The following is a 25,381-nucleotide window of genomic DNA, read 5'->3' as shown; positions in this document are numbered from 1 at the left end:
TGAAGTACACAGAAAAGGGATGGATCTATAAAAAATTATTGATCGAAAGGGAGGGACTACTGTGGATTTTTACTCAGTAATTATGGACTTCTTTTGGGTATCCGTTATTCTCTTCGTGGCAAAGATCATTCGCGAGCATGTTAAAATACTCCAGAACTTCTTTATCCCGGTCAGCCTGATCGCTGGTTTTATTGCCTGGGTAGTTGGACCTTATGGCCTGAAGATCGTTCCCCTGACCAGTCTGTGCGGGGACTATGCCGGTGCACTGATCACAGTCCTTTTTGCCACCATTGGCCTCCAGGGACTGGGGATCAAAAAGGGCGAAGGGAAAAAACGGGCCAAGGATATTGCCGGTTACTGTGTCTATCGCCAGATCAACTGGGCTGTACAGTTTTCCGTTCCCATGATCCTTTCCATACTCCTTCTCTCCCGTCTGCATACCGGCGGTGACCTGCATCCTGCATTTGGGTGGCTGATCCCCGTCTCCTTCCTTGGCGGTACCGGCCCAGCCATTGCGGCCGGCCAGGTGCTGGATAAGTATGGATTCTCTGATTTTACTGGACTGGGTATCACAGCGGCTGCCTACGGCATGCTTTTGGGGCTGATCGGCGGCATTATCATGACCAAGCTGGCGACAAAAAGGGGATATACATCTTATATCGAGAATACAGATACGATCAGCCGGGAGCTCCTTACCGGAATTATCCCCAAGGGCAAGCGCGGCTCCATTGGTGAGGAGACGATCGCCTCCATTACGTTGGAGCCCTTGGCGTGGCACTTGGCCCTTATCATGATCCCCACCGGGCTGGCACATATCATTACGATTTACGGCAGCAAAGCGCTGGGGATCGAGCTCCCTGAATTTTCGATCGCATTTTTTGTGTCCTTGATTTTGTACTATGTTTTCCAGGCGACGAAGGTCAACGACTCGGTGGACCCAAAGGTGATCAACGGATTCGGCAATCTGATCTCTGACTATGTGGTGGTATTCAGCCTGGCGATGGTCCAGGTGGACGTTATCATCAAATATGCGGCCCCCTTCCTGCTGCTGATGCTGGCCTTTACTGTCTGGATGGTAGTGTGGTTCTGGTTCTGCGGCCCCCATCTGATCGGCAAGGATTGGTTTGAACGCGGATTGTTCAACTGGGGTTATGCCACGGGCACGTTTGCTACGGGCTTCTGTCTGTTGCGCGTAGTCGATCCGAATAACCGGAGCACCGCTCTGAGCGATACTGCGATCTTGACTCCCTTTGAACATGTGGTGGAAATTACCGCGCTTTCCTTGGGACCTGTACTGTTGTCGACCGGTGCGGAATGGTCTTACCTGGGCGTGGTTGTGGTTTACGGTCTCCTCTGGGTCGCTTCTATCTTTTTCCTGAAAGTGTGGAAGAGAAAGGTCTGCAAGGTCAGTCCCACAAATCCTATGTATTGTCCGTCGGAAGCACAGAAGGATTCACAACATAGCTCTTGTGTGTGATCCTTTGGCTGTGCCTGTCGGAAGCGCAGATATCCCGCTCCGGCAGGTACAGTCATTCCCAATCTCTATGCTGTTTCCGCAGGGACAGCTCACAAACGGTGCTGGTCTGATACAAGGAGGTAGAGAAAATGGACCGTAAGGAACGGACCCTTCGGGCATTGCAGGGTTTGCCGGTGGACCGTCCGCCTATGGTGTTCTGGCACCACTTTGTGGGGGCCGATATGGAAAAGGAAAACTTTGTGGATTCACATGTCCGTTTTTATCGGGAGACTGGCGAAGACTTTATAAAAATGATGTGTGATGGCTTTGTAGCTCTTCCCGACCTGAATGTCCAGCGCCCATGTGACTGGAGGCACATTGCGCTGCCGAGTATGGATGATCCGTTTGTACAGGATCAGCTTACCCATATCAAGCGGCTTCGGGAAGCAATTCAGGATGAAACGGCTGTTTTTTACAATGTTTTCAATCCGGTGTCCACACTGAGGAGTTCTACGAGCGATGAACTGGTCTATGACCATTTGGAACGGCGCGAGCCCGCCCTGTTTGAGGCGATAACCAGGGTGAACGAGTTCAAAATGGAGTTTATGCACCGGCTGATCTCAGACGCTGGTGTGACCGGCATGTTTCTGCCGATGCAGAATAATGATTTGAACGGCTTTACCGGAGCGTGCTATCATGAACTGCTCCGGCCCTATGACCTGTCACTGGTGCAGGAGGCAAATCGTCTCTCTCCGTATAACATCATTCATCTGTGCGGATATTGGGGAGTGCCCAATAGGCTGGAAAATTGGAAGGACTTTCCCTGTGCGGCAATGCATTGGGATGTCCATACCGATAAATTATCCCTGCAGGATGGACGCAAATATTTCACAAAGAAAAAGGCGGTCATGGGCGGTTTCAATAACAAAGAAGGCAGCCCGATCTATCTGGCAGATCGTAAGGCCGTTATAGAGCACACAAAGGAGATCGTCCGGGAGGCGGGGGCCGACGGATTGATCGTAGCCGCGGACTGCTCATTGCTGGAAACCGTGGATCATGCCCGTGTCCGCTGGGTGCAAGAGGCGCTTGATTCTATGGTGAAGATGTAATCTGCTGCGATTTTTGCCGCGGGGCAATGACTGTGCACGGGGACAGACTTCCTGCTGATGATTGAACACAAGGGGAGGATAAATTATGCAACGAATCATGAACAATCCGGACGATATTGTTGATGAAATGCTTGCCGGCTTCGTAAAATGTCATAGTGATATCGTAAAATTGGTCAAAACCGGAGAAGAAAATCCAAGAGGCGTTGTAGCTGCAGTGGATGCGCCCATCGCGGATAAGGTTGGGATCGTTACGGGGGGCGGCTCTGGGCATAAACCGGCCTTTATCGGTTATGTCGGAAAAAATATGTGTGATGCTGCTGCGGTGGGGGAGATATGTTCCTCCCCGGCAGCGCTGGCTTTCCTGGAGGCTTTCCGCGCCGCTGACGGCGGCCGGGGTATCGCCTGCCTGTACGGAAACTACTCCGGCGACAACATGAATGTAAAAATGGCGGTCAAGATGGCCAAACGTGAAGGGCTGACCGTAAAGACTGTGGTCGCAAACGATGATGTGGCATCTGCGCCAAAAGATCAGCGGGAAAAGCGTCGTGGCGTTGCCGGCGAGATTTTTATGTGGAAATGCGCAGGAGCTAAGGCGGCAAAGGGCGGTACATTAGATGAGGTCATCTCCGCAGCACAGAAGGCGATCGACCACTGCAGAAGCGTTGGGATCGGCCTGACCCCATGTACTCTTCCCGCAGTGGGGCATCCGAATTTCGAGATCAAAGAGGGCACCATGGAGGTCGGGATCGGGCACCATGGGGAACCGGGCATTGAAGTTTGTCCGATCGAAAGCGCGAAGCAGATGGCCAAGCGCATGCTCGACATCGTGCTGCCTGATTATCCCTTCCAGAGTGGGGACGAGGTTGCCGTACTGGTGTCCGGCTTAGGGGCTACACCTTTGATGGAGGTCTATGTCCTCTATCATGAGATCGAATCCATCCTGGAGGAGAAGGGGATTCGGATCTATCGCCATTATGCTGGGAATTTCTTTACCTCACTGGACATGATGGGAGCTACGGTGACTGTTATGAAGCTGGATGAGGAGCTGAAAGAATTGATGGATATGGATGCCTGGACGATGGGTTTCAAACAGAATTGAGGGAACAGAAATGTCGGTGGTAAAAAACAAAAACGGTCGTGGTATTTTATTGGCAATGGTCCACGCTATACAGCAAAACAAGCAGCTGCTGGGAGATGTGGACGGACTAATCGGCGACGGCGACCACGGCATGAACATGAACAAGGGATTTACCTTGTACGAAGAACAGCTGGGGGATCAAGACACTTCGCTTTCAGACGGACTGTTCGATCTGGGATCTGTTCTGCTGAATAAAATCGGCGGGTCCATGGGGCCGATATACGGCACCATTTTCATGGAAATGTCCTCTGTCATAGAAGATGTTGAGGATATTACGCTGGAAACATTCAGTGAAATGCTCCGCTCCGGCCTGGATGGGCTTTATGAGATTGTTGACGCCCGTCCCGGTGACAAGACTCTCGTCGATACGCTTTATCCTGTCTGCCAATATGTCCGTGAAGCAGCAAATGTCCAAACGGATTTTTCTGCAGCATTGGAGGAGATGAAGCAGGTCGCGGAGCAGGGAAAGCAGTCTACGAAAGGCCTGACGGCGAAGTATGGGAGGGCGGCACGGCTGGGAGAGCGTTCCCGCGGTGTGCTGGACGCCGGAGCCACCTCCTGCTGCATTCTCCTGCAGGCCATGGCAGATGGAATGAAGTCCGTACTGGAGAACTGACATACAGGAAAGGAATATGGCGATGCTGAAAATTGCGGTTGGCTGTGACCCAAATGCGGCGTCTGCGAAAGCCGCCCTGATGCAATACTTGGGGCAAAAAGGATTTTTGCTTACTGACTTTGGGAGCGATGATCCGATTTATGCAAATGTTGCAATAAAAGTTGCCGAAGCTGTTTCCAGAAAAGAGTATGACCGCGGAATTCTGATTTGTGGTACGGGGCTTGGTGTGTCTATTGCGGCAAATAAAGTAAAAGGCGCCTATGCCGCGCTGATCACCGACGTGTACTCCGCCGAGCGTGCCAGGAAGAGCAACAACGCAAATATTGCCTGCTTTGGTGCCTTTACCATTGGAATCCGGCTGATGGAAAGACTGGCCGAGACCTTTCTCTCCTCCGAGTTTACTCCCGGGTGCGCATCTCAGCCAAAGATAGATCGAATTGCCGCCTATGAGCGGTGATGAAACAGGCTTGGCCTCCTGCCTCTCATAAGGTCATGAGTTTTGATGATAAGTCTCTCATTGCAGCCTGTGGGCAGATGTAGAAAGCCGCTTCGGAGATTAGTCCAGAAATTTTCCGCTGAGTTTTTGTGCGGAGGCCTGCCGGGAACGGTCTGGCACTGCGCATTAAAAAAATACCGGCTGCCCTGAGCTTTACCAGGACAGCCGGTATTTTTATATTTGGTACAAGAGATGCTTGGAGGAAAGCCGGAGATGAAGCTCTCGTTTACTTACAGTCTGGTACTTTGCGTATGATGTAGACTGCATGATGAGGTCTTGAGGTATAATAAGTCTTCGGTAAAAACCATCTCGAAAAGCATTGGGCGTCTGTCCAACCAGTGCTGGGACATCCGGATCGGTGATCAAGCACATCGGCGCTGAGATCGGTGACATCCACGCACCCAGGGATATCATCATCTATCTGGCCTTTTACAGCCATCTCGGCGTCCCCTTCTTCACCGCCATGGGACAGGAGTCCGCCCTGCACGGGTGAAATGGGAGCCGCAGGGAGAAGGAGAAGGCGCGCTGCCGCCATCGGGCTGCCTCTCTTAATACCGGGGCTTCCGCACAGGTGGGGCAGAAATGGGCGCAGTTCCGTTTCACTTCCATAATTTGTATTAAAACGTCTCACAAAACAGCTTTTCCCTCCGGTTTTGAGCGGGTCCGGATCTGCCGGGCCCAGTCAGGACAGGAGGGATTTTTTATGGCAAGCGGACAGACGCAGTATTATGGGCTCTCCCAGTGGGAGGCCGTGGACAAGGTGGAGCGGGTGGACTTCAACTCCGACAACGCCAAGATCGACGGGGCGCTCCACGCCCTGGCGGAGCAGGCGGGCCAGAAGGCCGACAGATCTGCAGTGGACAGCCTGTCCAACGTGGTGGAGCAGAAGGCTGACAAGACCGCCCTCTCAGCGGCGGAGGGGCGCATCTCCGACCTGGAGAGTGGAAAGGCCGACAAGACGGAGCTGGCCGCCTTGGGAGCAGAAGTCCATCATCTGTCCGAAAGCCTCTGCTGGGTAAGGCTGGGGAACTGGACACTGGCCGCTTCTGCATCCTCATTGGATCTGGATCTGTCCAGGATACCAGCAGAACAATATGCACGCCTGCGGCTGGTCTATACCATCAGTGCGCCATCCGTCACCTCACTTCGGGTCCAGCTCAACAGGGTGACGGGGGCCGTCTATCACTGCCAAAGCAGTCCCGGCCGAGGAGATATCCGGCTGGGAGACAGTCTGGAGGGGTCCAGCTCCTTTCGGGAGACGGCCGCGGGGGAGGTCGAGTTCTTTTCCCTTGGAAGCGTTGGGACGGGGGTCCTGGGTCAGGGTTGCAGCCGGGACAGAAACAGCTTTTGGGGGTTCGGAAGCGTCGGCCTGGCCTCTGGAGTGGAGTTTGAGGATTTGAGTGCCATCCGGCTGTTCTGCTCCGAACCCATGAACAAAGGCGGCAGCTTCATTCTGTATGGGCTTCAGCGGTAGGCAACGGCGTCTGCGGAGCGGCAGAAAAGGGGACCGCCCCCCGGGTCACCGGGGGGCGGCAAAATTAACTTGTGATCTTATCAGGCGAAATCAGGCAGTCAGAGTAATTGTGACGACCACACCATCGATCGTATAATTGACAGACCCAACAGCCACAGTAATGGAAGCGCTCTTGGTAACTACATCGCCTTCGCTACCGGTCACATTGCCAGCAATATCAGCGGTAATAGTAGTTCCCGTATATTTGCTCTCCAGAGCACTCTTCAAAGCAGTCTCAGCCGCATTAGCATCGATGCCAGAAGAAGAAACCTCCACACTCACAGCCTTGCCGATTCCGTCCACAGCGTCCTTCACGGTCTTGTAATCGGTAGCCACATAGGAAGCCTGGATCTCCTTCGTGTCCTGAGCCTCACCAGCAGTGATGGTCACAGTCACAGTGGCGGTAAAGGTATCCTCCTCACCGGCGGTGATGGAACCCCAGCTGGGAGCAGAAACCGCATAGGTTACACCATCAGCGGCAGCGGGCAGCTTGGCCTTGATCGCATCGGCGTCAGGAGCGGAGGTAGAGGCAACGGGGGACAGAGTCACATCGCCCAGGGCAGCCTTGGCGTCCTTGACCTTCTTCTCGTCGGCCAGCGCACCAGCAGCACCGGTGGTCTTCCCATCGATATCAGACTTCGCCTGAGTCACGATGCCGTCAATGGCGTTCTTGGCCGCCGCATCGATCTTGGCGTTGGCAGTAGACACGATCGCCTCGATCTCACGGACCTCGGTTCCGGTCAGCTTATCCTCATAGGTGTTCAGAGCAGTCTCCTTGTAGGAGTTCAGCTCAGCCTTGGCGGCGGTCTGATTAGCGGTCAGAGCGGTCTGGGCATCGGCCAGGGCCTTGATCACAGCCTCGACGTCGGCCTTCACAGCGGCGGAGATGTCCTTGGTCAGGTAACCCTCCATCTCAGTCTTCAGAGTGGTCAAATCAGCGGCGGTGTAGCCATTGGTAGCCAGGAAAGCGTTGATGTTGCCGACACGCTCGGAGGCCTTAGCGTCATCATCATACACAGTAGCGGTGAACTCGCCGTCGATGACATAAATCAGCTCAGCCAGCTGCTTGTCGTTCTTGGCGATGTAGACATAGGTGATCTCATCGCCGGCAACAGGAGTCTTCTCGAAAATGATGTCGCTCTTGGCGCCGGACTCCACCTTCTTGCCATTGTTATAGATGTGGACCCAGATGGTGTCGCTGTTCCAAGTCCACTTTCCGGACTTGTTGTCATCGGCGGTCTGGTTTGTGACAACGGAGTTCTTGCCGACCTCCTCGATGGGCAGGTACTTGTTGTCAGCAGTGTCCACCTTGGTGTACTCCAGCACGCGGCCCTGATCGTCCACCTTCACGACCTTGTACAGGCCGATACCGGTGGTCGCGATGGTATCCTCGCTGGCCTTGATCACGAAGGGCTCCTCAGAACCCTTGTCGATCTTCTCGCCGTCCACATAGACGGTGCGGTAGGTGTACTGGGTGCCGTCGATCTTAACAGTCTTGTAGTCGGTGGCGCCGGCCACATAGAAGTAAGTGGAATCCTCGCCGTACTTGGTGCCCTGGTCAACGATGAAGACGATGTCCTCCATGCCGTTGCCGTTGTGGTCCACCACCATGATGGTGGCGCCGTCATAGTTGGGCACTTCCTCATAGCCGGTGTAGGCCACCTTGTCATCCAGGTCGGCAAACACAGTGTTCAGGTCCACCGTGTAGACAGTGGTGTCCTGATCGTCCACGCTGGTGGTGTAGATGCTGGCCTTGTCGGTCTCGATGTTGACCTCGACCTGGGTAGCGGTCTCGAAGGTGAAGGTATAGACATCCTTGCTGTTCTTCTCGTAGGCAAAGACCTTCGCCTCCAGCTTGTCAGCCTCAATGTCGTTCTTGACCTCGAAGTCAGTGGAAGCACTGCCGGTGCCGTTGAACTTCTCAATGGTGCCGTCCACGTCGATCTTGGCCACGGTGCCGTCGGGGAACAGGACCTTGGCCTCTACGTCGCCGGTGGACTCGCTGGCGTCGATCACATAGACGTAGTTCTTAGACACGTCCTCCAGAGCGGCGAAGCCCACCACGAAGCCGTTGGGATCCAGGTACAGACGGTACTCAGTCTCCAGAGCGGGGTCGGCAGTCATGTCATTGTTGTCCAGATCCTTGGCAGAGACCTCGCTGTACACGTACTTGGTGGAGTCCAGCTCGATATAGTTGCCGGTGTCATACTTGGGGTCCTGGCTGACAGCCTTCACGGTGCCGTCAGCGGTCTCAGGAGCGGCCATGGTGGCGACGTGAGCGTCGTAGTCGCTGCCGTCACGGTCGTCACAATCCACGGTGAACACCACATAAGCGTCCTCCGCAAAGGCCTCGGTGTAGAATTTAGTATCCAGCTCAGCACCCACATCGGTCAGAGCAGAGTTGATGTCATCGTAGCTGCCGCCGTCATAGGTGATGTTGGTCAGCTGGACATACTTGCCGTCGGCATCGTCACGGACGCGGCTGACTTGGCCGATGTAGTTGTAGTAGCAGACCACAGTGACGGTCTCATTGGCGGAGTCAACGTAGATCTCGGTCACCATGCCGCTGTCGGTGTAGATGTAGTCGCTGGAATTGTTGCCGGGGCGAGCCACATAGGTATCGCCATCAGCGCTCTCATAATTCCCGTCATCATCCTTGTCATAGTCAACGGTATCCAGATGGCCGTCCACGTAGACAGTCCAGGCATAGGAGGTGATAATGCCGCGGCCCAGATCCTTGTACAGGGTCTTCTCCTCGGTGGCACCGGTATAGACGTAATCAGGCTCATCGGCGATGGTGATGATCTCGTCGGAGGCGAGCATCTTCACCTGACCGGGGATCAGGCTGCCGTCCTCATTGAGGCCGTAGTTGTCGTTGCCGGCGGTGGTGTTGGTCTGCACCCGATAAGAACCGGTGCCCCAGGTGGTGGCGGGACAGCCATAAGTGGTCTCCTCACCGGTCTTGTAGACCAGGTCAAAGTTCTTGTAGCCCAGGGTATCGGTGTAGTAGAAGGTCAGGGAGTACACGATGCCCTTGTTCTCGTTGTAGTACACGCCCAGCAGCTCGTTGTACTGGACAGGCACGGCCTTGGTCAGGGCGTTGAACACCAGCTCGGCCACGTTGTCGCGGGTCAGGCCCTCGTTGGCGGTCAGCTTCAGGTCGCCGTACAGGCCCAGAGCGGTGCCCTTGGCAGTGGCGGCCAGCATCCAGTTGTCGCCGAAGTCAGCGGCGTTCTGGAAGTAGCCCAGGGCGCGGCACAGCATCAGCACGGCCTGCGCGGTGGTTACGGTGGCGTTGGGGTCGAACTTGCCGTCGCCCACGCCGGCCACGATGCCCAGGCTGGAGCACAGGTTCACGTAGCCCTCCGCCCAGGCGGGGACGTCGGTGAACACGCTGGTTTCAGCGAACTGAGTCACGTTGAACCCAGCGCCGTAGAGCATGGTGGTGATGATGACCGCCATCTCGGCGCGGGTGACTACGTTCTCGGGGCCGAAGGACCCGTCCTCGTAGCCGTCAAAGAGGCCGATGGCAGAGGTGACCGCCACGGCGTCCTTGTTGACGATCTCAGCGTTGTCGCTGAAGTCGTCAAGGCCCTTAGCGCTGGAACCCACGACCATCATGCCCAGGAGCATAACGGAAGCCAGAGCCAGGCTGAGAGCACGCTTCAGGTTTCTCATTGGATATTCCTCCTTTTTATATTGACAAAAGTCGCTGTTTTCTGACAAACCGGGCCTTTTCCAGAACATTTCGGCCCACTATGCCTGTACAACACTTCTGACACAGGAGAAATTGGTTATAAAAAGGGGAAGATCAGGGGAAAAATCCCTGAGATCACGCCCAAAAAGTTTCCCTGGTAGACATTTGGTAGACACATGAAAACAGGAGGGGCGGCGAGGCCCTGAAACTCCAGGCCGCCGCCGCCCTTTTTTGGTAGACTTTTGGTAGACATTTTTATTTTTGAGAGACGAGAAAGAGACGGAATCGGTTGCGTGATTTATGTTTAGAGATTATAATGGGGCCGTAACATTGATCAGAGAAGCTTTCCAAGGGAGAGCGGATCATGACAGAAAAGGAGCAATCTATGTCCATTTTGGTGAGCGGTGGCGCCGGATATATCGGCAGCCACACCTGTGTGGAGCTGATCCAGGCGGGATATGACATCGTGGTGGCGGACAATCTGGTGAATTCCAGCCGGGAAGCGATCCGGCGGGTGGAGCAGATCGTGGGAAGGCAGGTCCCCTTCGTTGAGGCGGAGCTGTGCGACCCAGAGCAGGTGGAAGCGCTGTTCCAGAGCCACCCGGATATCCGGGCAGTCATCCATTTCGCGGGCCTGAAAGCGGTGGGGGAGAGTGTAGAGAAGCCCCTGGAGTACTACACCAACAATCTGGTCAACACCCTGGTCCTGCTCAATGTGATGCGGAAGCACGGCGTGAAGGATTTTGTGTTCTCCTCCTCTGCTACCGTCTATGGGAATCCCGGCCGGGTGCCCTTCCGGGAGGACTTCCCGGTGGGGGGGACCACCAACCCCTATGGGACGACCAAGCTTTTCATCGAGCAGATCCTCACCGACCTGTGTGCGGCGGACAGCAGCCTGAACGTGGCCCTGCTGCGGTATTTCAATCCCATCGGGGCCCACGAGAGCGGGCTGATCGGGGAGGACCCCAACGGCATCCCCAACAATCTGGTCCCCTATATCGCCCAGGTGGCAGTAGGGAAGCTGGAGAAGCTCCATGTGTTCGGCGGCGACTATCCCACGCCGGACGGCACCGGGGTGCGGGACTATATCCATGTGGTGGACTTGGCCCGGGGCCATGTCTCCGCGCTGAAGAAGCTGGAGGAGAGGTGCGGCCTGTTCGTCTGCAATCTGGGGACCGGGAAGGGTTACTCCGTGCTGGAGGTCCTGCGCGCTTATGAGAAAGCCTGCGGAAAGACCCTGCCCTATGTAGTGGATCCCCGGAGGCCGGGCGACATTGCGGAGTGCTATGCGGACCCGGAGCGGGCAGAGCGGGAGATGGGGTGGAAGGCGCGCTACGGCATCGAGGAGATGTGCGCCTCCTCCTGGAAGTGGCAGTCCATGAATCCGGACGGATACGGAAGATAAGAGGGGGTGGAAGTATGGAAAAACCGGTGCTTGTGGTCATGGCGGCCGGAATGGGGAGCCGATACGGCGGTCTGAAGCAGATTGATCCCGTGGGGGCCAACGGCCAGCTCATCATAGATTACTCCATCTACGACGCCAGGCGCGCCGGCTTTGAGACGGTGGTATTCGTCATCAAGCGGGAGCTTGCGGAGCAATTTCGGGCCGCCATCGGCGACCGGCTCTCCCGGGTCATTGAAGTAAAGTACGCCTATCAGGAGCTGGAGGACCTGCCCGCCGGGTACGGGGTCCCGGAGGGGCGGGTGAAGCCTTGGGGGACCTGCCACGCGGTGCTGGCTGCCCGGAAGGAGGTGGACGGCCCCTTCGCAGTTATCAACTCGGACGACTACTACGGGCCGGAGGCGTTCCGGGAGATATACCGCTATCTGGAGGAGCACCCGGACAAGCCGGGGTGCTATGAATTTGCTATGGTGGGTTATCTGCTGGGCAATACGGTGACGGAGCACGGACATGTGGCCCGGGGGGTGTGCCAGGAGGATGAGGAGCACTATCTGCTCCGTGTCACAGAGCACACCCACATCGAGAAGGACGGGGCGGACGCCCGCTCCACGGTGGATGGCGGGGAGACCTGGACCCGTCTGCCGGGGGACACCGTGGTGTCCATGAACCTCTGGGGCTTCACCCCCAGCTTTCTTTGGGAGGCGGAGGCGCGCTTCCCCGCGTTTCTGGACCAGGTACTGGCAGAGGACCCCCAGAAGGGGGAGTATTTCCTGCCCAGTGTGGTGACACAGCTGCTGGAGGAGAAGCGGGCCCGGGTCAAGGTGCTGCGCAGCACCGACAAGTGGTATGGTGTGACCTATCGGGAGGATAAGCCCCAGGTGGTGGCCGCCATTGCGGCTATGACCCAGTCCGGGCTCTACCCGGAAAGGCTGTGGGATATCTGAAACGCAGAAAAATATCCGCCTGATCCGGCTGTTGAGCACCGGTCCGGCGTAAAAGAAGTCCGGCTTCCCAGCAGCAGAGGGGGCCGGACTTTTTGTGCAGTGCGGTAAAAAAGAATTCGACAGATCATCCAGATAACGGAAAATCAAAAAAGAACAGATGTACACACAAAAAGGACAAAAAGCTGCCGAAAGCAAAGCAGGCCCTGCCGGCCGTTCAATTGAAAGATAGAAGGCTCTTTGCTATAATAAGCAATCAGACAAAACGGCGTGCATATTATTGTCCGGGACAGGTCCTGAGAACGGGGGACCTGGAAGAGAGAAGGGGGGAGGAGCCGTGTCAGCGCTGATCCTGCTTCTGCTGGCGGTGTGCCTGGCGCTGCTGATTCTGGAGGACCGGCAGGTGCGGCGGGACCGCTCTGAGCTGGTCCACGTGGTCTATGTGAACGGCATCCGGGGGAAATCCACTGTGACCCGGATGATCGACGGGGGCCTGCGGGCGGGAGGGTGGAAGGTGTTCTGCAAGACCACCGGCACCGTGCCTATGGTTATCGGGGTGGACGGAACGGCCCGGCCTCTGGTCCGCCGGGGGCGGGCCAACATCAGCGAACAGGTGCGGGTCCTCCACCGGGCGGTGCGGGAGGGGGCCCAGATCCTGGTGATCGAGTGTATGGCGGTGGACCCGGCGCTCCAGGCCGTCTCACAGCACCGGATGGTGCGGGCGGACATCGGAGTCATCACCAATGTCCGGCTGGACCACACTGCGGAGATGGGGCCCACGCTGGAGGAGATCTGCGACTCCCTCTCCAACACAATCCCCTGGAATGGGACCCTGTTCACGGCAGACGGAGCGTTCCTGGACCAGCTTCGGACCAACGGACGCAGAAAAAACTGCCGGGTGGAGCTGGCCCAGCCGGACAGCGGCCTGCCGGACTTCGATTTTCCTGAAAATGTAGCTCTGGCCCTGGCGGTCTGCCGGGAGATCGGGGTGGACCGGGATCGGGCGCTGGAAGGGATCCTGAGGTATCAGCCGGACCCCTATGCCCTGTCCCTATTCCGCCTGCCCTCTGGGGCGGCTTTTGTCAACGCCATGTCGGTGAACGATCCGCAGTCCACCCAGCTGGACTACCACCGGGTGGCCGGCCGCCCAGGAATGGTGGGCCGGAGGCTGGTGCTGCTGATCAACAACCGGCCGGACCGGGGATATCGGACGGAGCACATGATGATGGTGGCCCGGGGGCTGGAGCCAGAGGAGATCTGGCTGATCGGTGCCTCCCAGCGGGCGGTGCGCCGCACCCTGCGGCACATCCTGCCGGACACACCTGTCCGGCTGTTTCCTGGAGCGGAGGCACTGCCCTTGGACAGCCGGGGGGCGGACACTATGATCTTTGCCGCTGGAAACTTGGCCGGCCCGGGTAAGGCACTGATGGAGCGGGTACGGAAGGAGGGAGAGCAGAGTGTATTATGAGATCGTACTGGCGGGGGTGGCCATCAGCCTGCTGTTCGTGGAGCTGACCGGCCTGTCGCCCGCGGGCCTGATCGTGCCCGGCTACCTCGCCCTGTGCCTTCAGACGCCTTGGAGGATCGTCTACACCCTGGCAGTGGCTGTGGCGGCCTGGGGCATCGCCAAACTGCTGGGCAATGTGATGATCCTGTACGGCCGCCGGCGCTTTGCGGTCATGGTCCTGCTCTCCTTTGCCATCGATCTGGCGGTCACCAGCTTGGGCCTGCTGGCCTATGACCCGGGAATGATCGGGGTGCTGGTACCGGGCATCATGGCTCAGGAGCTGGAACGGCAGGGATTTTTGAAGTCTCTGGTCCCTTTGGCGGCGGTGGTGGGCATCCTGGCGCTGATCATGATGTGGCAGGGGATGCAGGTGTTTCCGATATGAGCAGAGCGAAGCGGGAACGGAAGCTGCTGGCCCTCCTGCTGGCCTGCGCACTGCTGGCCTGGGGGACTGCGGCGCTGGCGGCGGGACAGGGCCGCCGAACGGAAACGGGCTATGCCGCTGTGCAGCTGGCAGCGGCGGATCTGCTGGAGGACTGCTTCCGGCAGGTGCGCACCTACAAGGAGGAGCTGGGCATCCCCCTCAGCGAGCTGGACTACCATCAGACCGGCATGATCGGGGAAAGCTACACCGGGATCACCACCACCCTGGGGGCCATCGAGGCGAAGCGGACCACCGCCTGGCCGGAAATGGGTGCGCTGTGTGTCCGCCTGCTCCACGAGGCGGGCGTCCGATCGGGGGACACCGTGGGGGCCGGCTTTTCCGGCTCCTTCCCCGCCATGGATCTGGCGGTGATCGCCGCCTGCCAGGTGATGGGCGTGGAACTGATCTATATCTCGTCAGTGGGGGCATCCACCTACGGGGCCAATCATCCCGCCCTCACCTTCCCGGAGATGGCCCACCGGCTGGTGGAGGACGGGCTGCTGGAGACAGACAGCGCGGCCGTCACCCTGGGCGGGGGAGGCGATGTGGGCGGGGGGATGGACCCGGCCTGCGCAGAGGAGATCCGGGGTCGGCTGGCGGAGGCGGGACTGCTCCTGCTGGAGGAGCCGGACTACCGGCGCAATCTGGAGCTGCGCCAGCAGCTCTATCAGCAGGAGGGCCCCATCGACTGCTTTGTGGCAGTGGGAGGCAACGTGACTTCCATGGGGCGGGGGGAGAGCGGCATCAGCCTGGGGCAGGGCCTGCTCTCCCCGGAGAAGATCGTCCGGCTGACAGAGGACAGCGGGCTGGTGCAGCGCTATCTCAGCCAGGGGCTTCCGGTGATCAATCTTCTGAACATCAAGCAGCTGGCGGCGGACTACGGACTGCCCTATGACCCGGCCCAGTGGCCGGAGCGGGGGACCTCTGCCGTCTACTTTGAGACTGAATACCCCGGGGCGGTGCTGCTCCTGGGACTGGCTGGGGCCGCGGTGCTGCTGGCTCTGTGCCGATGGGTGAGGAGGAGCGCGGGGACCGCGCGGAAGGAGGAGAGAGGATACCATGGACAGACAGAATCGTCCGCTGACCATCCTGACCATTGACGACGAGGAACAGATCCAGTACGCCCTCAGGGCCCTGTTCAACTCCCAGGGCTGGGAGGCCATCTCTGCCCGGGATGTGGAGGAGGGAGTGGGAAAGTTCCGGACCTGCCGCCCGGACCTGGTGCTGATGGACTACCATCTCCCCAAGATCAACGGGGTCAAAGGGGTGGAGATGCTGCGCCGGGAGGACCCGGAGGTGCCGCTGATCGTCTTCACCATCGAGGACAACCAGCGGGTGGCCGACCAGTTCCTGGATGCGGGGGCGAGTGACTTCGTGCTTAAGCCGGTGAAGGCCCTGGACATCATCGCCCGTATCAAGCTGCACGTGCGTCTGGTGGAGAGCCGGCGGGAGAACCGCCAGAGCACAGAGGAGCCGGTGAAGGGCATTGGGCAGGGCACACTGAGCCTGATAGAGGGTTATCTGCGCAGTGTCAGCGAGTACCAGCCTGTGGAGGCCATCGCGGAAGGGACGGGGCTGGCCTATCAGACCACCTACCGATATCTGCAATATCTGGTGTCGGTGAACCGGGTGGAGGTGAGCCAGCACTATGGAAAGGTGGGGCGCCCCAAACAGCGCTACCGGATGATCCGGGAGGCGGGCGACGGGGAAAAGCCCGAAACAGGACTATAAGGCGGGACAAAAAGCGCCGGTCAGCCATTGGGCTGGCCGGCGCTTTCTCATTGTCCGGGACAGAAAAAGCTGTGGTCAAAATAGACAAATAAAAATATAAAAGGGAAGAGGCCTAAAAAAGAGGGAGGAAGAGAAAAATGAGAAAAAACTAGAAATAAAAGGGAAAAAATGACGGATCAAAAAAGGATAAGAGTGGCCTGTTCATAAATTTTTAAAATTTCAGAAATAAATAAGAGAAAAAATTGCACAATGAAATGGGGGCGCTGTATGATAGATTTAGTTAGAATTATGGCGGGCGCAGATGGTCGCTGCCGTCCGTCACAATGGGGGGAGGAATAAGCTGGAACAGACGGAAATAAAACATAAGGTGAACGCACGGCCCTATTGGAAAGGAGAGTCAAAATGGGAAACAGACGCAGACACATTGGATCCTCGCTGGCGGCCCTGACCCTGACCCTATCCCTGCTGACGGGACTGCTCACCGGATGCGGCCCCGGCGGGAGCCAGAGCAGTTCTCCGGAGGCCGGCAGCACGCCCCCGGCGGCCAGCCAGAGCACGCAGACGCCGGAACAGCCCGCCCTGCCCGAGCTGACCACAGATACCTACGGCAACGCCGCGGTGGGCTATCAGGCAGCGGTGGTCAGCGCCAATGAGTACACCTCCCGCATCGGCATGGATATCCTGGAGGCGGGGGGCAACGCGGTGGACGCCGCGGTGGCCATGATTTTTGCCAACAGCCTCACCGAGCCGGGTGCCACCAGCCTGGGCGGCGCCAGCTTCATGACCATCTATCTGAAGGAGACGGGCGAGTACATCTGTATCGAGGCCATGGAGACCGCTCCTGCGGCGGCGGGCATCGACACTCTGGACGAGATCAATGAGAAGAAGGGGGCCATGCTGGTCACCGTCCCTGGACAGGTCCACGGCGCCCTGACCGCCCTGGAGAAGTATGGCACCATGACCCGGGAGGAGGTGCTGGCCCCTGTCATCCAGCTGGCGGAGGAGGGCTTCGATGTCCACATCAGCTTTGAGGAGCGGGCCTCGGCCAGCTTCGACAAACTGGTGCAGAGCGAGGAGGCGGCCAAGATATTTACCAACGAAGGCCTGCCCTATGCGGTGGGGGACCACTTCACCAACCCCGACTATGCGGATACCCTGCGCAAGATCGCGGAGGGCGGCATCGACGAGTTCTACAAGGGGAGCATCGCCCAGACCATCGTGGACGAGGTCCAGCGCCTGGGCGGCCTGCTCACCATGGAGGATATGGCCAGCTACACCAGCGTGGAGCGGGAGCCCATCAGCACCACTTATCACGGCTATGAGATCGTGACCCAGGGCCCGCCCTCCAACGGCGGCGCTCCCATGCTGGAGATGTTCAATATCCTGGAGAACTACGACCTGGTCTCTATGGGCTTCAACACCCCGGAATATCTGTTCACCTTCAACGAGGCTCTGCGGCTGAGCATGGCGGATGGCATCACCTACTTCGGGGACCCGGATTTTTATGAGCTGCCCATCGATACCCTGATCTCCAAGGAGTACGCCAAGGAGCGGGTGGAGAACGACATGCCCAAGGACGGCAAGGTCAACCCCACGCTTGTTCCCGGGGAGGGCCTCCCCTTTGAGAAGCTGACCACCGCCACGCCGGAAAGCGGTTCCACCACCCACGTCTCCGTTATTGACGAGTTTGGGAATATGGTGAGCACCACCCACACCATCGGCGGATATTTCGGATCCTGTATCGTGGCTCCGGGTACCGGCTTCCCCCTGAACGCCCACCTGTCCAACCAGAAGCTGGACATTGCAGAAAAAGACAACCCCAACTTTGTCCAGGGCGGCCTGCGGGTCATGAGCACTATGTGCCCCACCCTGGTGGTCAAGGACGGCGAGCCTATCATGGCCATCGGCTCCCCCGGCAGCTGGTGCATCCCGCCTGCCATCGTCCAGATCCTCAATGCAGTGCTGCTGTTCGACATGGACCTGCAGCAGGCCATCAACGAGCCCCGGGCCATCTTCACCTCGTACAGCGCCCCGCTGAAGGTGTACGCCGAGCCCCGGCTGCCGGAGGAGACCATCCAGGCCCTGATCGACGCGGGCTATGAGGTGGACTCCGGAAAGGACTGGAACACCAGCCTGGGCAGTGTGGGCGTGGTCCTGGTGGACCCGGACGACGGCTTTGTCTATGCGGGCGGAGATAACCGCCGGCAGTACAAGTCACTGGCCTATTGAGAAAGCCAGCGCATACAGATACCAAAAGTCTGATGGGCATTTGAAACGGAATGAGAAGGGAGGAAAAGAAGGCCCATGAGGAGATGTATGCGAGGTAAAAAATGTTACATCAATAAGGAGGAGAGCATATGAAACGGAATAATCAGTCCCTGACAACGAAATTCAGCGCACTGGCTCTTGTACTTGCAATGATGCTGTCCCTGCTGGCGGGCTGCGGACAGACCACCCAGCCGGCAGCCAGCTCCACCCCTCCCGCGGCTTCTTCAGAGCCCGCTGCCTCTGAGCCGGAGACCCCCGAGATCCCTGAGACCATGGAGGGCGATGAGTTCGGAAACGGTGCCATCGGCACCCATGGCGGCGTATCCAGCGGCAGCGTGTACGCCTCTCAGGCTGGCCTGGAGATCCTGCAGGCCGGCGGCAACGCCGTGGACGCGGCGGTGGCCACCGCTTTCGCAGTGGGCGTGTGTGAGCCCAACCTGAGCGGCATCGGCGGCTGCGGCATGATGAACATCTATCTGGCGGATAACCACGAGTACGAGATCCTGGAGTACATGGAGACTGTCCCCGTGGCGGTGGAGCCCGGCTGGTACAATCCGGAGACAGACTCTGCCACGGCCAAGAATGCCGCCGTCCCCGGTCAGGTGGCTGGTCTGCTCACCGCCCTGGAGAAGTATGGCACCATGACCCCGGAAGAGGTCATGGCCCCCGCCATCAAGCTGGCCCGGGAGGGCTTCCCCATCGAGGAGCGTCTGGCCAATGCCATCATGGACTCCTTTGATATGATCTCCGCCAATGAGGAGGCTGCGGCCATCTACACCAACGACGGCCTCCCCTATGCGACCGGCGATCTGTTCAAGAACGAGCCCCTGGCCGACACCCTGGAGGCCATTGCCAAGGGCGGCATCGAGGAGTTCTATACCGGCGAGCTGGCTCAGAAGATGGTGGACGGTCTCCAGGCCAATGGCAGCCTGATGGCCATGGAGGACCTGGCGACCTACACCGTGGCGGAGCGGGAGCCCATCCGTACCGAGTACTACGGCTATGAAGTGGTCACCGTTCCCCCTCCCTCCAACGGCGGCGATTGGCTGCTGGAGATGCTGAACATCATGGAGGAGAAGGACATCTCTCAGTATGACCCCAGCACTCTGGAGTACCAGTACATCTTCAACGAGGCCTGCCGCATCGGCTTGGTGGATTCCTACACCTACATCGGCGACCCCGCCTTCTATGACCTGCCTGTGGAGGAGATGATCTCCGACGAGTTCGCCGCCGAGCGGGCTGCCCTTATCGACATGGACAACATGCAGGCCATGGAGTCTGTGCCCCTCAGCGACCTGCCGGTCACCAAGCTGGAGCCCACCGCGGAGGAGAGCCAGCATACTACCCACATCGCCGTCATCGACCAGTACGGCAACATCGTCTCCACCACCAACACCCTGGGCAACGGCTGGGGCTGCAAATTTATGGCCCCCGGTCTGGGCTTCTTCTACAACAGCCACATCGGCAACCTGGACCATGAGAACCCCGACAGCCCCGACTATGTGATGCCCGGCAAGCGGGTGCGCTCCACCATCTCTCCCAGCCTGGTGCTCCAGGACGGGAACCCCATCATGGCGGTGGGCTCCCCCGGCTCCCTGGCCATCCCGCCCGCAGTGGCCACCATTATCAACAACGTGCTGCTGTATGGCATGAATGTGCAGCAGGCCATCAATGAGCCCCGCGCCATGGCCATCAACCGCTCCGGCATGGACTCCCCCGCCCGGGTGAGCATCGAGCAGCCCCGCTTCGATCCGGACCTGGTGGCCCAGATGGAGGGGATCGGCTACGAGATGAAGGACGTAGGCGAGTACAACATGGCGGTAGGCGGCATCGCAGCCATCTATCTGGACCGGGACAACGGCATCTTCTATGCCGGCGCCGACCCCAGACGCGGCTATAAGGCCCTGGCCTATTAAGACCCGGCATTCCGCGGGCCCGGTCCGGCTTCCTGCCGGCTGAACGGGAACGGACGGCCCTCCCCGGCTCTCCGGGGAGGGCACGGGCCCCGATCTCCGATTGGCTGATCCGGTCCGGGGACCCCAGATACCCGGCCGGAATGCGTGTTACAAGGAGTGGTAATGAGTGAATTTGACTGAAGCGTATCTGCTGCTGGCTGTCATGCTGGCTGTCGTAGCGGTGGTCAGCGTTCTGTTCAAAGGGAAAAGCGGCCTGATCGCGCCCCTTATCTTCGTGGCGGGCCTGATCACCGCGCTGGTGGCCGGGCTGGGCTTCCGGCTCAGAGAGGTCACCGAGGGTCCCTTCGTCTTTGTGGACACCCTGATGTGGGTGCTGTGCGGCGCAGCCTTCTCCTATCTGCTGTATGTCAACGGGACCTTCCAGTTCCTGTTCGCCAAGGTGGTGGGGAAGAAGCGCAGCCCGGCCGCCCAGATGTTCATCCTGATCCTGTTCATCGGCCTGCCCGGAATGATCACCGGCACGGCCCTGGCCAGCGTGGCCACCACCGGCCTGATGGCTGGCCGCTACCTGCTGGACAAGGGGATGGAGAAGAGCAAAGTGGTGGAGGTGGTGACAGTGGGCGCTCTGATGGGCATGCTGCTGCCTCCCCTGTGCGTACCCGCCATGGCCCCCACCATTGCCCGGCAGGGGCTCTATCCCGGCGCTTTTGAGGGATATTTTCTCCCCATCCTGATCCTGGCCCTCCCCGCCCTGATCGTCTACTGCGCCCTGGCCGGGCGCCGGGTGCTGGGGGAGTGGGAAGCGGACGGGAACGTGGAAAAGACGGGCAGCGCGGTCTGCCTGATCCCCCTGGCCGTGGTGGCGGTGCTGGTGCTCTGCTACAACTTCCTGTACTTCCTGATCCCCTATTACGGGGGTTATCCGGTGATTTACCTCATCGGCTTCGTGCTGGCCCTGATCTTCAAGTGCAAGGGAGCCAACCCCCTGATCGCGGCGGCGGACGGCATCCGCACCGTGGCGGTGGAGCTGGCCCTGATTCTGGCCTATGCCTCTGTGGTCGAGACCTTCAACCTGGTGGGCGTCAACGGCACCCTCTCCGCCCAGATGGAGATCGCCGGCATCAACGGCGCAGTGATCGCCCTGGTACTGGGACTGCTGGTGCTGGCGGGCGGTCTGCTGCTGGGAACCCCCTTCGCCTATGTGGTGGGGGCGCTGGCCACTTATCTGGTCAGCAACTCCAACTATGGAAGCTATGAGTTGCCCATGATGGCGGTGGGCGCCGCCATCGCCATGAGCATGTTCCTGGCCCTGCGGGGCAGCCTGGCGGAGACGGTGGGCGAGACCCTGGGGGTGACTGGGGTCACCGGAACTGAGGTGGTCAAGCGCAACATCATCTTCACGCTGGTGCTGACCGCCGCCATCGTGGTGTTCCTGGTGGCAGGTTCATCGCTGAAGTTCCTGATGATTTAAGGGGGGACGAAGAATGATTGCTGCATTGTTCATCATCTATCGGATCATCGTCGCTGTCCTGGCCCTGGTGGTGATCTGGGACATCGTGCGGGAGAGATCGCTGGCCCATGTGATGAGTCTGGGGATCATCTGTTTCCCCTTGATCCTCCGCGCGCTGCTGATCAAATGAAGGGGGAACGGAAATGAAAAACAAGAGTCTGATCCCAAACATTGCCGTTCTGCTCGTGGTGGCCCTGGTCTGCGTGCTGACAGGGCAGATCTATCTCCAGCAGCAGAAGGACGACGTGCTGTACACCGAAAATCCCAACATCACCAGTGTGATCCGGCTGAGCGACTACAATCCTGACTTGAAGGACACGCCGGGCGACGTGGATATCTATGTCTTTGACAGCGGGATCCCCGGAGGCAAGGCGCTGATCTACGGCGGCACCCACACCAATGAGGTGGGTTCCATGCTCAACGCCGTGACCTATTTGGAGAACGTGAAGTGTGAAGAGGGCACCCTCTATGTGATGGTGCGGGCCAACAACAGTGGATACAGCCACACCCAGCCCCTGCTGGCCCAGGCCAACAAGATGACCTTCCAGCTGTCCGACGGCTCCACCCGGGAGTTCCGCATCGGCACCCGCATCTCCAACCCGGTGCACCAGTGGCCCGACCCCAACTACCGGCTGAATACCTCCAAGCGGGAACTGCGCCACGACGAGATCGCGGAGATCCGCAACCTGAACCGCAACCACCCCGGGCTGGAGGAGGGCTACCTCACCGAGATGGTGTGCTACGCCATCTATAACTTCATCCAGACTGAACAGATCGACTTTATCTTTGACGGCCACGAGGCCGGCGGCGAGTCGGTGAAGCTGGTCAACACCCTGGTGGTCCATGAGAATGCCATGCCTCTGGGCTCCTCCGCTGTGATGAACTGCGTCATCAACAACCTGCCCCTGAAGATGGAGATCTCCGGCCAGACCTCTTACGGCCTGTCCCACCGGGGCCTGGGCGACAATACCGACGCCCTGTGCACCCTGTTCGAGACCTGCAACCCCGCCATGGGCAGCTACCACGACAAGGTGACGGAGGAGCTGGTGAAGGACGGCATCTCGGGCAACTATCTGGCCATGCATCGGGCGGGGCTGTTCCCCAATTCCTACGACTTTGACGAGAACGGCTGGCCCATCGAGAAGCGGACCGCCTACCACATGAGCATGAGTGCGGAGATCATCAACACCTTCGACCAGATGTACCCCGACAAGCCCCTGAAGATCTCCGGCCTGCCCGATGCCAACGAAATGATCGCCAACGGCCTGGAGGCCACCCTGAAGTCCCTGGCCTGAGGGACTCGACTGGTAAGGTGCCAAGTCCCGGAGGACCGGGATCAAGCATAGAACTGAAATGATCTTAGGAGGAACTTAAAATGAAAAAGCGCAACGTATGTATGCTCCTGGCCGCGGCCCTCAGCTGCAGCCTTCTGCTGACCGCCTGCGGCGGTGGCGGGACCAGCACCACCACCCCGGGGACCAGCACCCCGTCCACCAGCACCAGCGCCCCCGCCGGGAGCGGCGGCGCCTCCACCGGTGCTGAGAGCGGCTACACCTTCCGCACCAGCGAGAGCAACCGGGTGGTGACGGAGAACGGCACCTTCACCAAGGACCAGGTCTCCGCTCCCGTCCTGATCACCTCCTTCGGTCAGAGCGCCGACGTATCCATGCTGGACGCCCTGATGAAGAAGGTGGGAGCTGAGTACACCTTCGATGCCACCGCCTCCGCAGAGGACGCCGCCGGATACAAGACCATCATCATCGCCAGCGGCGCCTCCTCCAAGGGGCTGGGCGCGGCCGGCATCTCCCAGGAGGACGAGATCGCCCGCGCTGAGGCCATCGCCCAGACCGCCAAGGACAACGACATCACCGTGATTGTGGCCCACATGGGTGGCGCCGCCCGCCGGGGCACTCTGTCTGACCAGTTCAGCGACCTGGCCCTGGGCTGTGCCGACTACATCATGGTAGTGGAAGAGGGCAACGATGACGGCAAGTTCTCTGACGCCGCCACCGACGCCGGCATCCCCATCACCATGCTGTACACCATCGCTGACGCTGTGACTCCGCTCCAGGAGATCTTCGGCGCCTGAACCCATTGCACTCAAGGAGGCCCCGCCTGTCAAAACGGGTGGGGCCTCTTCCCAAAAGCGGACGCTCCGCCGGCAGAGGCGGCCGTCTGCCCGACTCCCGCGAATACTCCGGAACAGGAGGGATTTGATTGGAATTTGAACTGGTAATATTCCTGGTCATGCTGGGCGTGTTCCTGCTGGGGAACTTCCTGCTGAAGCTGCCGGTCAGCTTGTCTATGGCGGCCGGCGCTATCGCCGGCGCCCTGGTGGGCGGGGAGGGTATCCCCCTGCGCCATCTGTTCGAGGGCACCTTTGTCTATATGGATACGGTGCTCATCATCTCCATGGCCATGATCTTTATGACGGTGATCCAAAAATCCGGGGCACTGGAGGCCCTGAACGCCGTCATCGTCTCCCGCTTCCACAAGGTCCCGGCGGTCATGCTGATCCTGCTGATGCTCATCATCATGTTCCCGGGCATGATCACGGGCTCCTCCACCGCCGCGGTGCTTTCCGCCGGCGCTATCGTGGCCCCCATCCTGCTGATGATGGGCATCCCGGCCCCCCAGACCGGCGCCATCCTGGCGGTGGGCGCCATCATGGGCATGGCCGCCCCCCCGGTGAACATCCCCGCCATGCTCATCGCCGGCGGCGTGGATATGCCCTACATCGGCTTTGAGGGCCCCCTGGCCTTCATGACCTTCCCCTGCGCCATCTTCACCGTCCTCTTTGTGGGCCTGCGCTACTGCCGGCACCTGGATTACGACAAGATCAAAGAGGGGCTGAACCTGGAGGTGGGCAAACAGTACGGGCTCAAGCTCTACATCCCCATCCTGGTGGTCATCGTCCTCATGGTGGGCAGCCGGGCTCTCCCCAACGTGTTCCCATCCCTGGGAATGCCGCTGATCTTCTTCATCGGCAGCGTGGTGGGCCTGTTCACCGGCAAGAAGTTCAACGCCATCCAGGCAGTGTCGGAGGCTGTGGAGACCACCGTCCCCGTGCTGGGCAAGCTGATGGGCGTGGGCATGTTCATCCAGGTGATGACCCTCACCGGCGTGCGGGGCTACATCGTGGTCAGCTGCTTCGGCTTCGGCCTCATCGTCCTGTATGCCGCCGTCTGCCTGGTGATGCCCGCCTTTGGCGCGGTGTCCTCCTACGGCGCGGCCTCTGTGCTGGGCGTCCCCTTCCTGCTGGCCCTGCTGGACACCGGCGACCAGATCGTCATTGCCGCCGCCCTGTCCTTCATCTGCTCCATGGGCGACCTGATGCCGCCCACGGCCCTGGCGGGCAACTATGCGGCCCAGATCGTGGAACAGAAGTACTCCCGGGTGCTGCGGCACTGCGCCATCCCCTTCATCGTCTGCATCCTGTACGGCCTGGTCACCCTGCTGGTGTCCGGCAACCTTTCGTTCCTGACTTGAGATAGGAGGGGAAAGCATGTTATTATATGTTTATTTGGGCCTGGTGCTCTTCCTGCTGGTATTCGTCATCAAGAATATGGTGCGGGAAAAGAACCTGATGCTGCAGATCGACGCCGCGCTGGTGGTGGTCCCGCTGGTGCTGCGGCTGCTGCTGATCAAATGAGGGGG

At 59.2% G+C, this 25,381-nt stretch carries 22 protein-coding genes; 21 read left to right on the top strand and 1 reads right to left on the bottom strand.

What is annotated here, in order from left to right; genetic code table 11:
• Positions 1–61: 61 nt before the first annotated feature.
• The 7 genes from BN1969_RS02025 (at position 62) to BN1969_RS02000 (ending at position 6,289) form a co-directional block, all read left to right on the top strand.
• The gene (locus BN1969_RS02025; RefSeq protein ID WP_050622757.1) at positions 62–1,477 is read left to right on the top strand and encodes a sodium/glutamate symporter; all 1,416 of its coding nucleotides are present in this window, start codon (positions 62–64) and stop codon (positions 1,475–1,477) included.
• Between the two features lie 128 nt (positions 1,478–1,605).
• On the top strand, positions 1,606–2,565 hold the full coding sequence (locus tag BN1969_RS02020) for a uroporphyrinogen decarboxylase family protein (protein ID WP_050622756.1): 960 nt from the start codon (positions 1,606–1,608) through the stop codon (positions 2,563–2,565).
• Between the two features lie 85 nt (positions 2,566–2,650).
• Positions 2,651–3,664 (top strand): dihydroxyacetone kinase subunit DhaK, encoded by a 1,014-nt coding sequence (locus BN1969_RS02015; protein ID WP_050622755.1) that lies wholly within the window; start codon positions 2,651–2,653, stop codon positions 3,662–3,664.
• A 10-nt stretch (positions 3,665–3,674) separates the two neighbouring features.
• Complete coding sequence (gene dhaL, locus BN1969_RS02010) at positions 3,675–4,319, top strand: dihydroxyacetone kinase subunit DhaL (RefSeq protein ID WP_050622754.1); 645 nt, start codon at positions 3,675–3,677, stop codon at positions 4,317–4,319.
• A 16-nt stretch (positions 4,320–4,335) separates the two neighbouring features.
• On the top strand, positions 4,336–4,776 hold the full coding sequence (locus BN1969_RS02005; protein WP_336454699.1) for an RpiB/LacA/LacB family sugar-phosphate isomerase: 441 nt from the start codon (positions 4,336–4,338) through the stop codon (positions 4,774–4,776).
• Positions 4,777–5,173: 397 nt separating this feature from the next.
• Positions 5,174–5,308 (top strand): hypothetical protein, encoded by a 135-nt coding sequence (locus BN1969_RS18810; RefSeq protein ID WP_256182538.1) that lies wholly within the window; start codon positions 5,174–5,176, stop codon positions 5,306–5,308.
• A gap of 210 nt (positions 5,309–5,518) precedes the next feature.
• Positions 5,519–6,289 carry a hypothetical protein gene (locus BN1969_RS02000; RefSeq protein WP_050622753.1) on the top strand — a complete coding sequence of 257 codons (771 nt, stop codon included), beginning with the start codon at positions 5,519–5,521 and terminating at the stop codon, positions 6,287–6,289.
• A 90-nt stretch (positions 6,290–6,379) separates the two neighbouring features.
• Here the strand turns inward: BN1969_RS02000 and BN1969_RS01995 are convergent, their stop codons facing one another.
• Positions 6,380–10,006: an S-layer homology domain-containing protein gene (locus BN1969_RS01995; RefSeq protein WP_050622752.1), complete on the bottom strand. Its 3,627-nt coding sequence runs from the start codon at positions 10,004–10,006 to the stop codon at positions 6,380–6,382.
• 404 nt (positions 10,007–10,410) lie between these two features.
• Here BN1969_RS01995 and galE point away from each other — a divergent pair, with 404 nt between their 5' ends.
• The 14 genes from galE to BN1969_RS18180 all read left to right on the top strand — a co-directional run bounded on the left by galE (position 10,411) and on the right by BN1969_RS18180 (position 25,376).
• The gene (gene galE / locus BN1969_RS01990; protein ID WP_050625364.1) at positions 10,411–11,430 is read left to right on the top strand and encodes a UDP-glucose 4-epimerase GalE; all 1,020 of its coding nucleotides are present in this window, start codon (positions 10,411–10,413) and stop codon (positions 11,428–11,430) included.
• A gap of 14 nt (positions 11,431–11,444) precedes the next feature.
• Complete coding sequence (locus BN1969_RS01985) at positions 11,445–12,371, top strand: sugar phosphate nucleotidyltransferase (protein ID WP_050622751.1); 927 nt, start codon at positions 11,445–11,447, stop codon at positions 12,369–12,371.
• Between the two features lie 334 nt (positions 12,372–12,705).
• Positions 12,706–13,836: a poly-gamma-glutamate synthase PgsB gene (gene pgsB / locus BN1969_RS01980; protein ID WP_050622750.1), complete on the top strand. Its 1,131-nt coding sequence runs from the start codon at positions 12,706–12,708 to the stop codon at positions 13,834–13,836.
• Positions 13,826–14,260, top strand: a complete 435-nt coding sequence (pgsC, locus tag BN1969_RS01975) for a poly-gamma-glutamate biosynthesis protein PgsC (RefSeq protein WP_050622749.1) — start codon at positions 13,826–13,828, stop codon at positions 14,258–14,260. The genes pgsB and pgsC overlap by 11 nt, the downstream gene beginning before the upstream one ends.
• Positions 14,257–15,399, top strand: a complete 1,143-nt coding sequence (gene pgsW, locus BN1969_RS01970) for a poly-gamma-glutamate system protein (protein ID WP_050622748.1) — start codon at positions 14,257–14,259, stop codon at positions 15,397–15,399. Before pgsC ends, pgsW begins: the two co-directional genes overlap by 4 nt.
• Positions 15,359–16,030, top strand: coding sequence for a response regulator (locus BN1969_RS01965; protein WP_050622747.1), 672 nt, complete (start codon positions 15,359–15,361; stop codon positions 16,028–16,030). Before pgsW ends, BN1969_RS01965 begins: the two co-directional genes overlap by 41 nt.
• Positions 16,031–16,432: 402 nt before the next feature.
• The gene (gene ggt, locus BN1969_RS01960) at positions 16,433–18,259 is read left to right on the top strand and encodes a gamma-glutamyltransferase (protein WP_050622746.1); all 1,827 of its coding nucleotides are present in this window, start codon (positions 16,433–16,435) and stop codon (positions 18,257–18,259) included.
• A gap of 128 nt (positions 18,260–18,387) precedes the next feature.
• On the top strand, positions 18,388–20,214 hold the full coding sequence (gene ggt / locus BN1969_RS01955; protein WP_050622745.1) for a gamma-glutamyltransferase: 1,827 nt from the start codon (positions 18,388–18,390) through the stop codon (positions 20,212–20,214).
• A gap of 166 nt (positions 20,215–20,380) precedes the next feature.
• On the top strand, positions 20,381–21,685 hold the full coding sequence (locus tag BN1969_RS01950; protein WP_050622744.1) for a TRAP transporter large permease subunit: 1,305 nt from the start codon (positions 20,381–20,383) through the stop codon (positions 21,683–21,685).
• Positions 21,686–21,698: 13 nt separating this feature from the next.
• The gene (locus tag BN1969_RS17760; protein WP_154669717.1) at positions 21,699–21,854 is read left to right on the top strand and encodes a hypothetical protein; all 156 of its coding nucleotides are present in this window, start codon (positions 21,699–21,701) and stop codon (positions 21,852–21,854) included.
• Positions 21,855–21,867: 13 nt separating this feature from the next.
• Positions 21,868–23,019: a M14 family metallopeptidase gene (locus BN1969_RS01945; protein ID WP_050622743.1), complete on the top strand. Its 1,152-nt coding sequence runs from the start codon at positions 21,868–21,870 to the stop codon at positions 23,017–23,019.
• A gap of 80 nt (positions 23,020–23,099) precedes the next feature.
• A complete protein-coding gene (locus tag BN1969_RS01940) occupies positions 23,100–23,813 on the top strand; it encodes a DUF6305 family protein (protein ID WP_050622742.1) in 714 nt (237 codons plus the stop codon).
• Positions 23,814–23,941: 128 nt separating this feature from the next.
• Positions 23,942–25,213, top strand: coding sequence for a TRAP transporter large permease subunit (locus tag BN1969_RS01935; protein ID WP_108979915.1), 1,272 nt, complete (start codon positions 23,942–23,944; stop codon positions 25,211–25,213).
• A gap of 16 nt (positions 25,214–25,229) precedes the next feature.
• Positions 25,230–25,376, top strand: a complete 147-nt coding sequence (locus BN1969_RS18180; protein WP_170116193.1) for a hypothetical protein — start codon at positions 25,230–25,232, stop codon at positions 25,374–25,376.
• The last annotated feature ends 5 nt before the right edge of the window (positions 25,377–25,381 follow it).

Source organism: Clostridium phoceensis, from assembly GCF_001244495.1.
GTDB classification, from domain to species: domain Bacteria; phylum Bacillota; class Clostridia; order Oscillospirales; family Oscillospiraceae; genus Lawsonibacter; species Lawsonibacter asaccharolyticus.
This window is presented reverse-complemented; position numbering and strand designations above follow the sequence as displayed.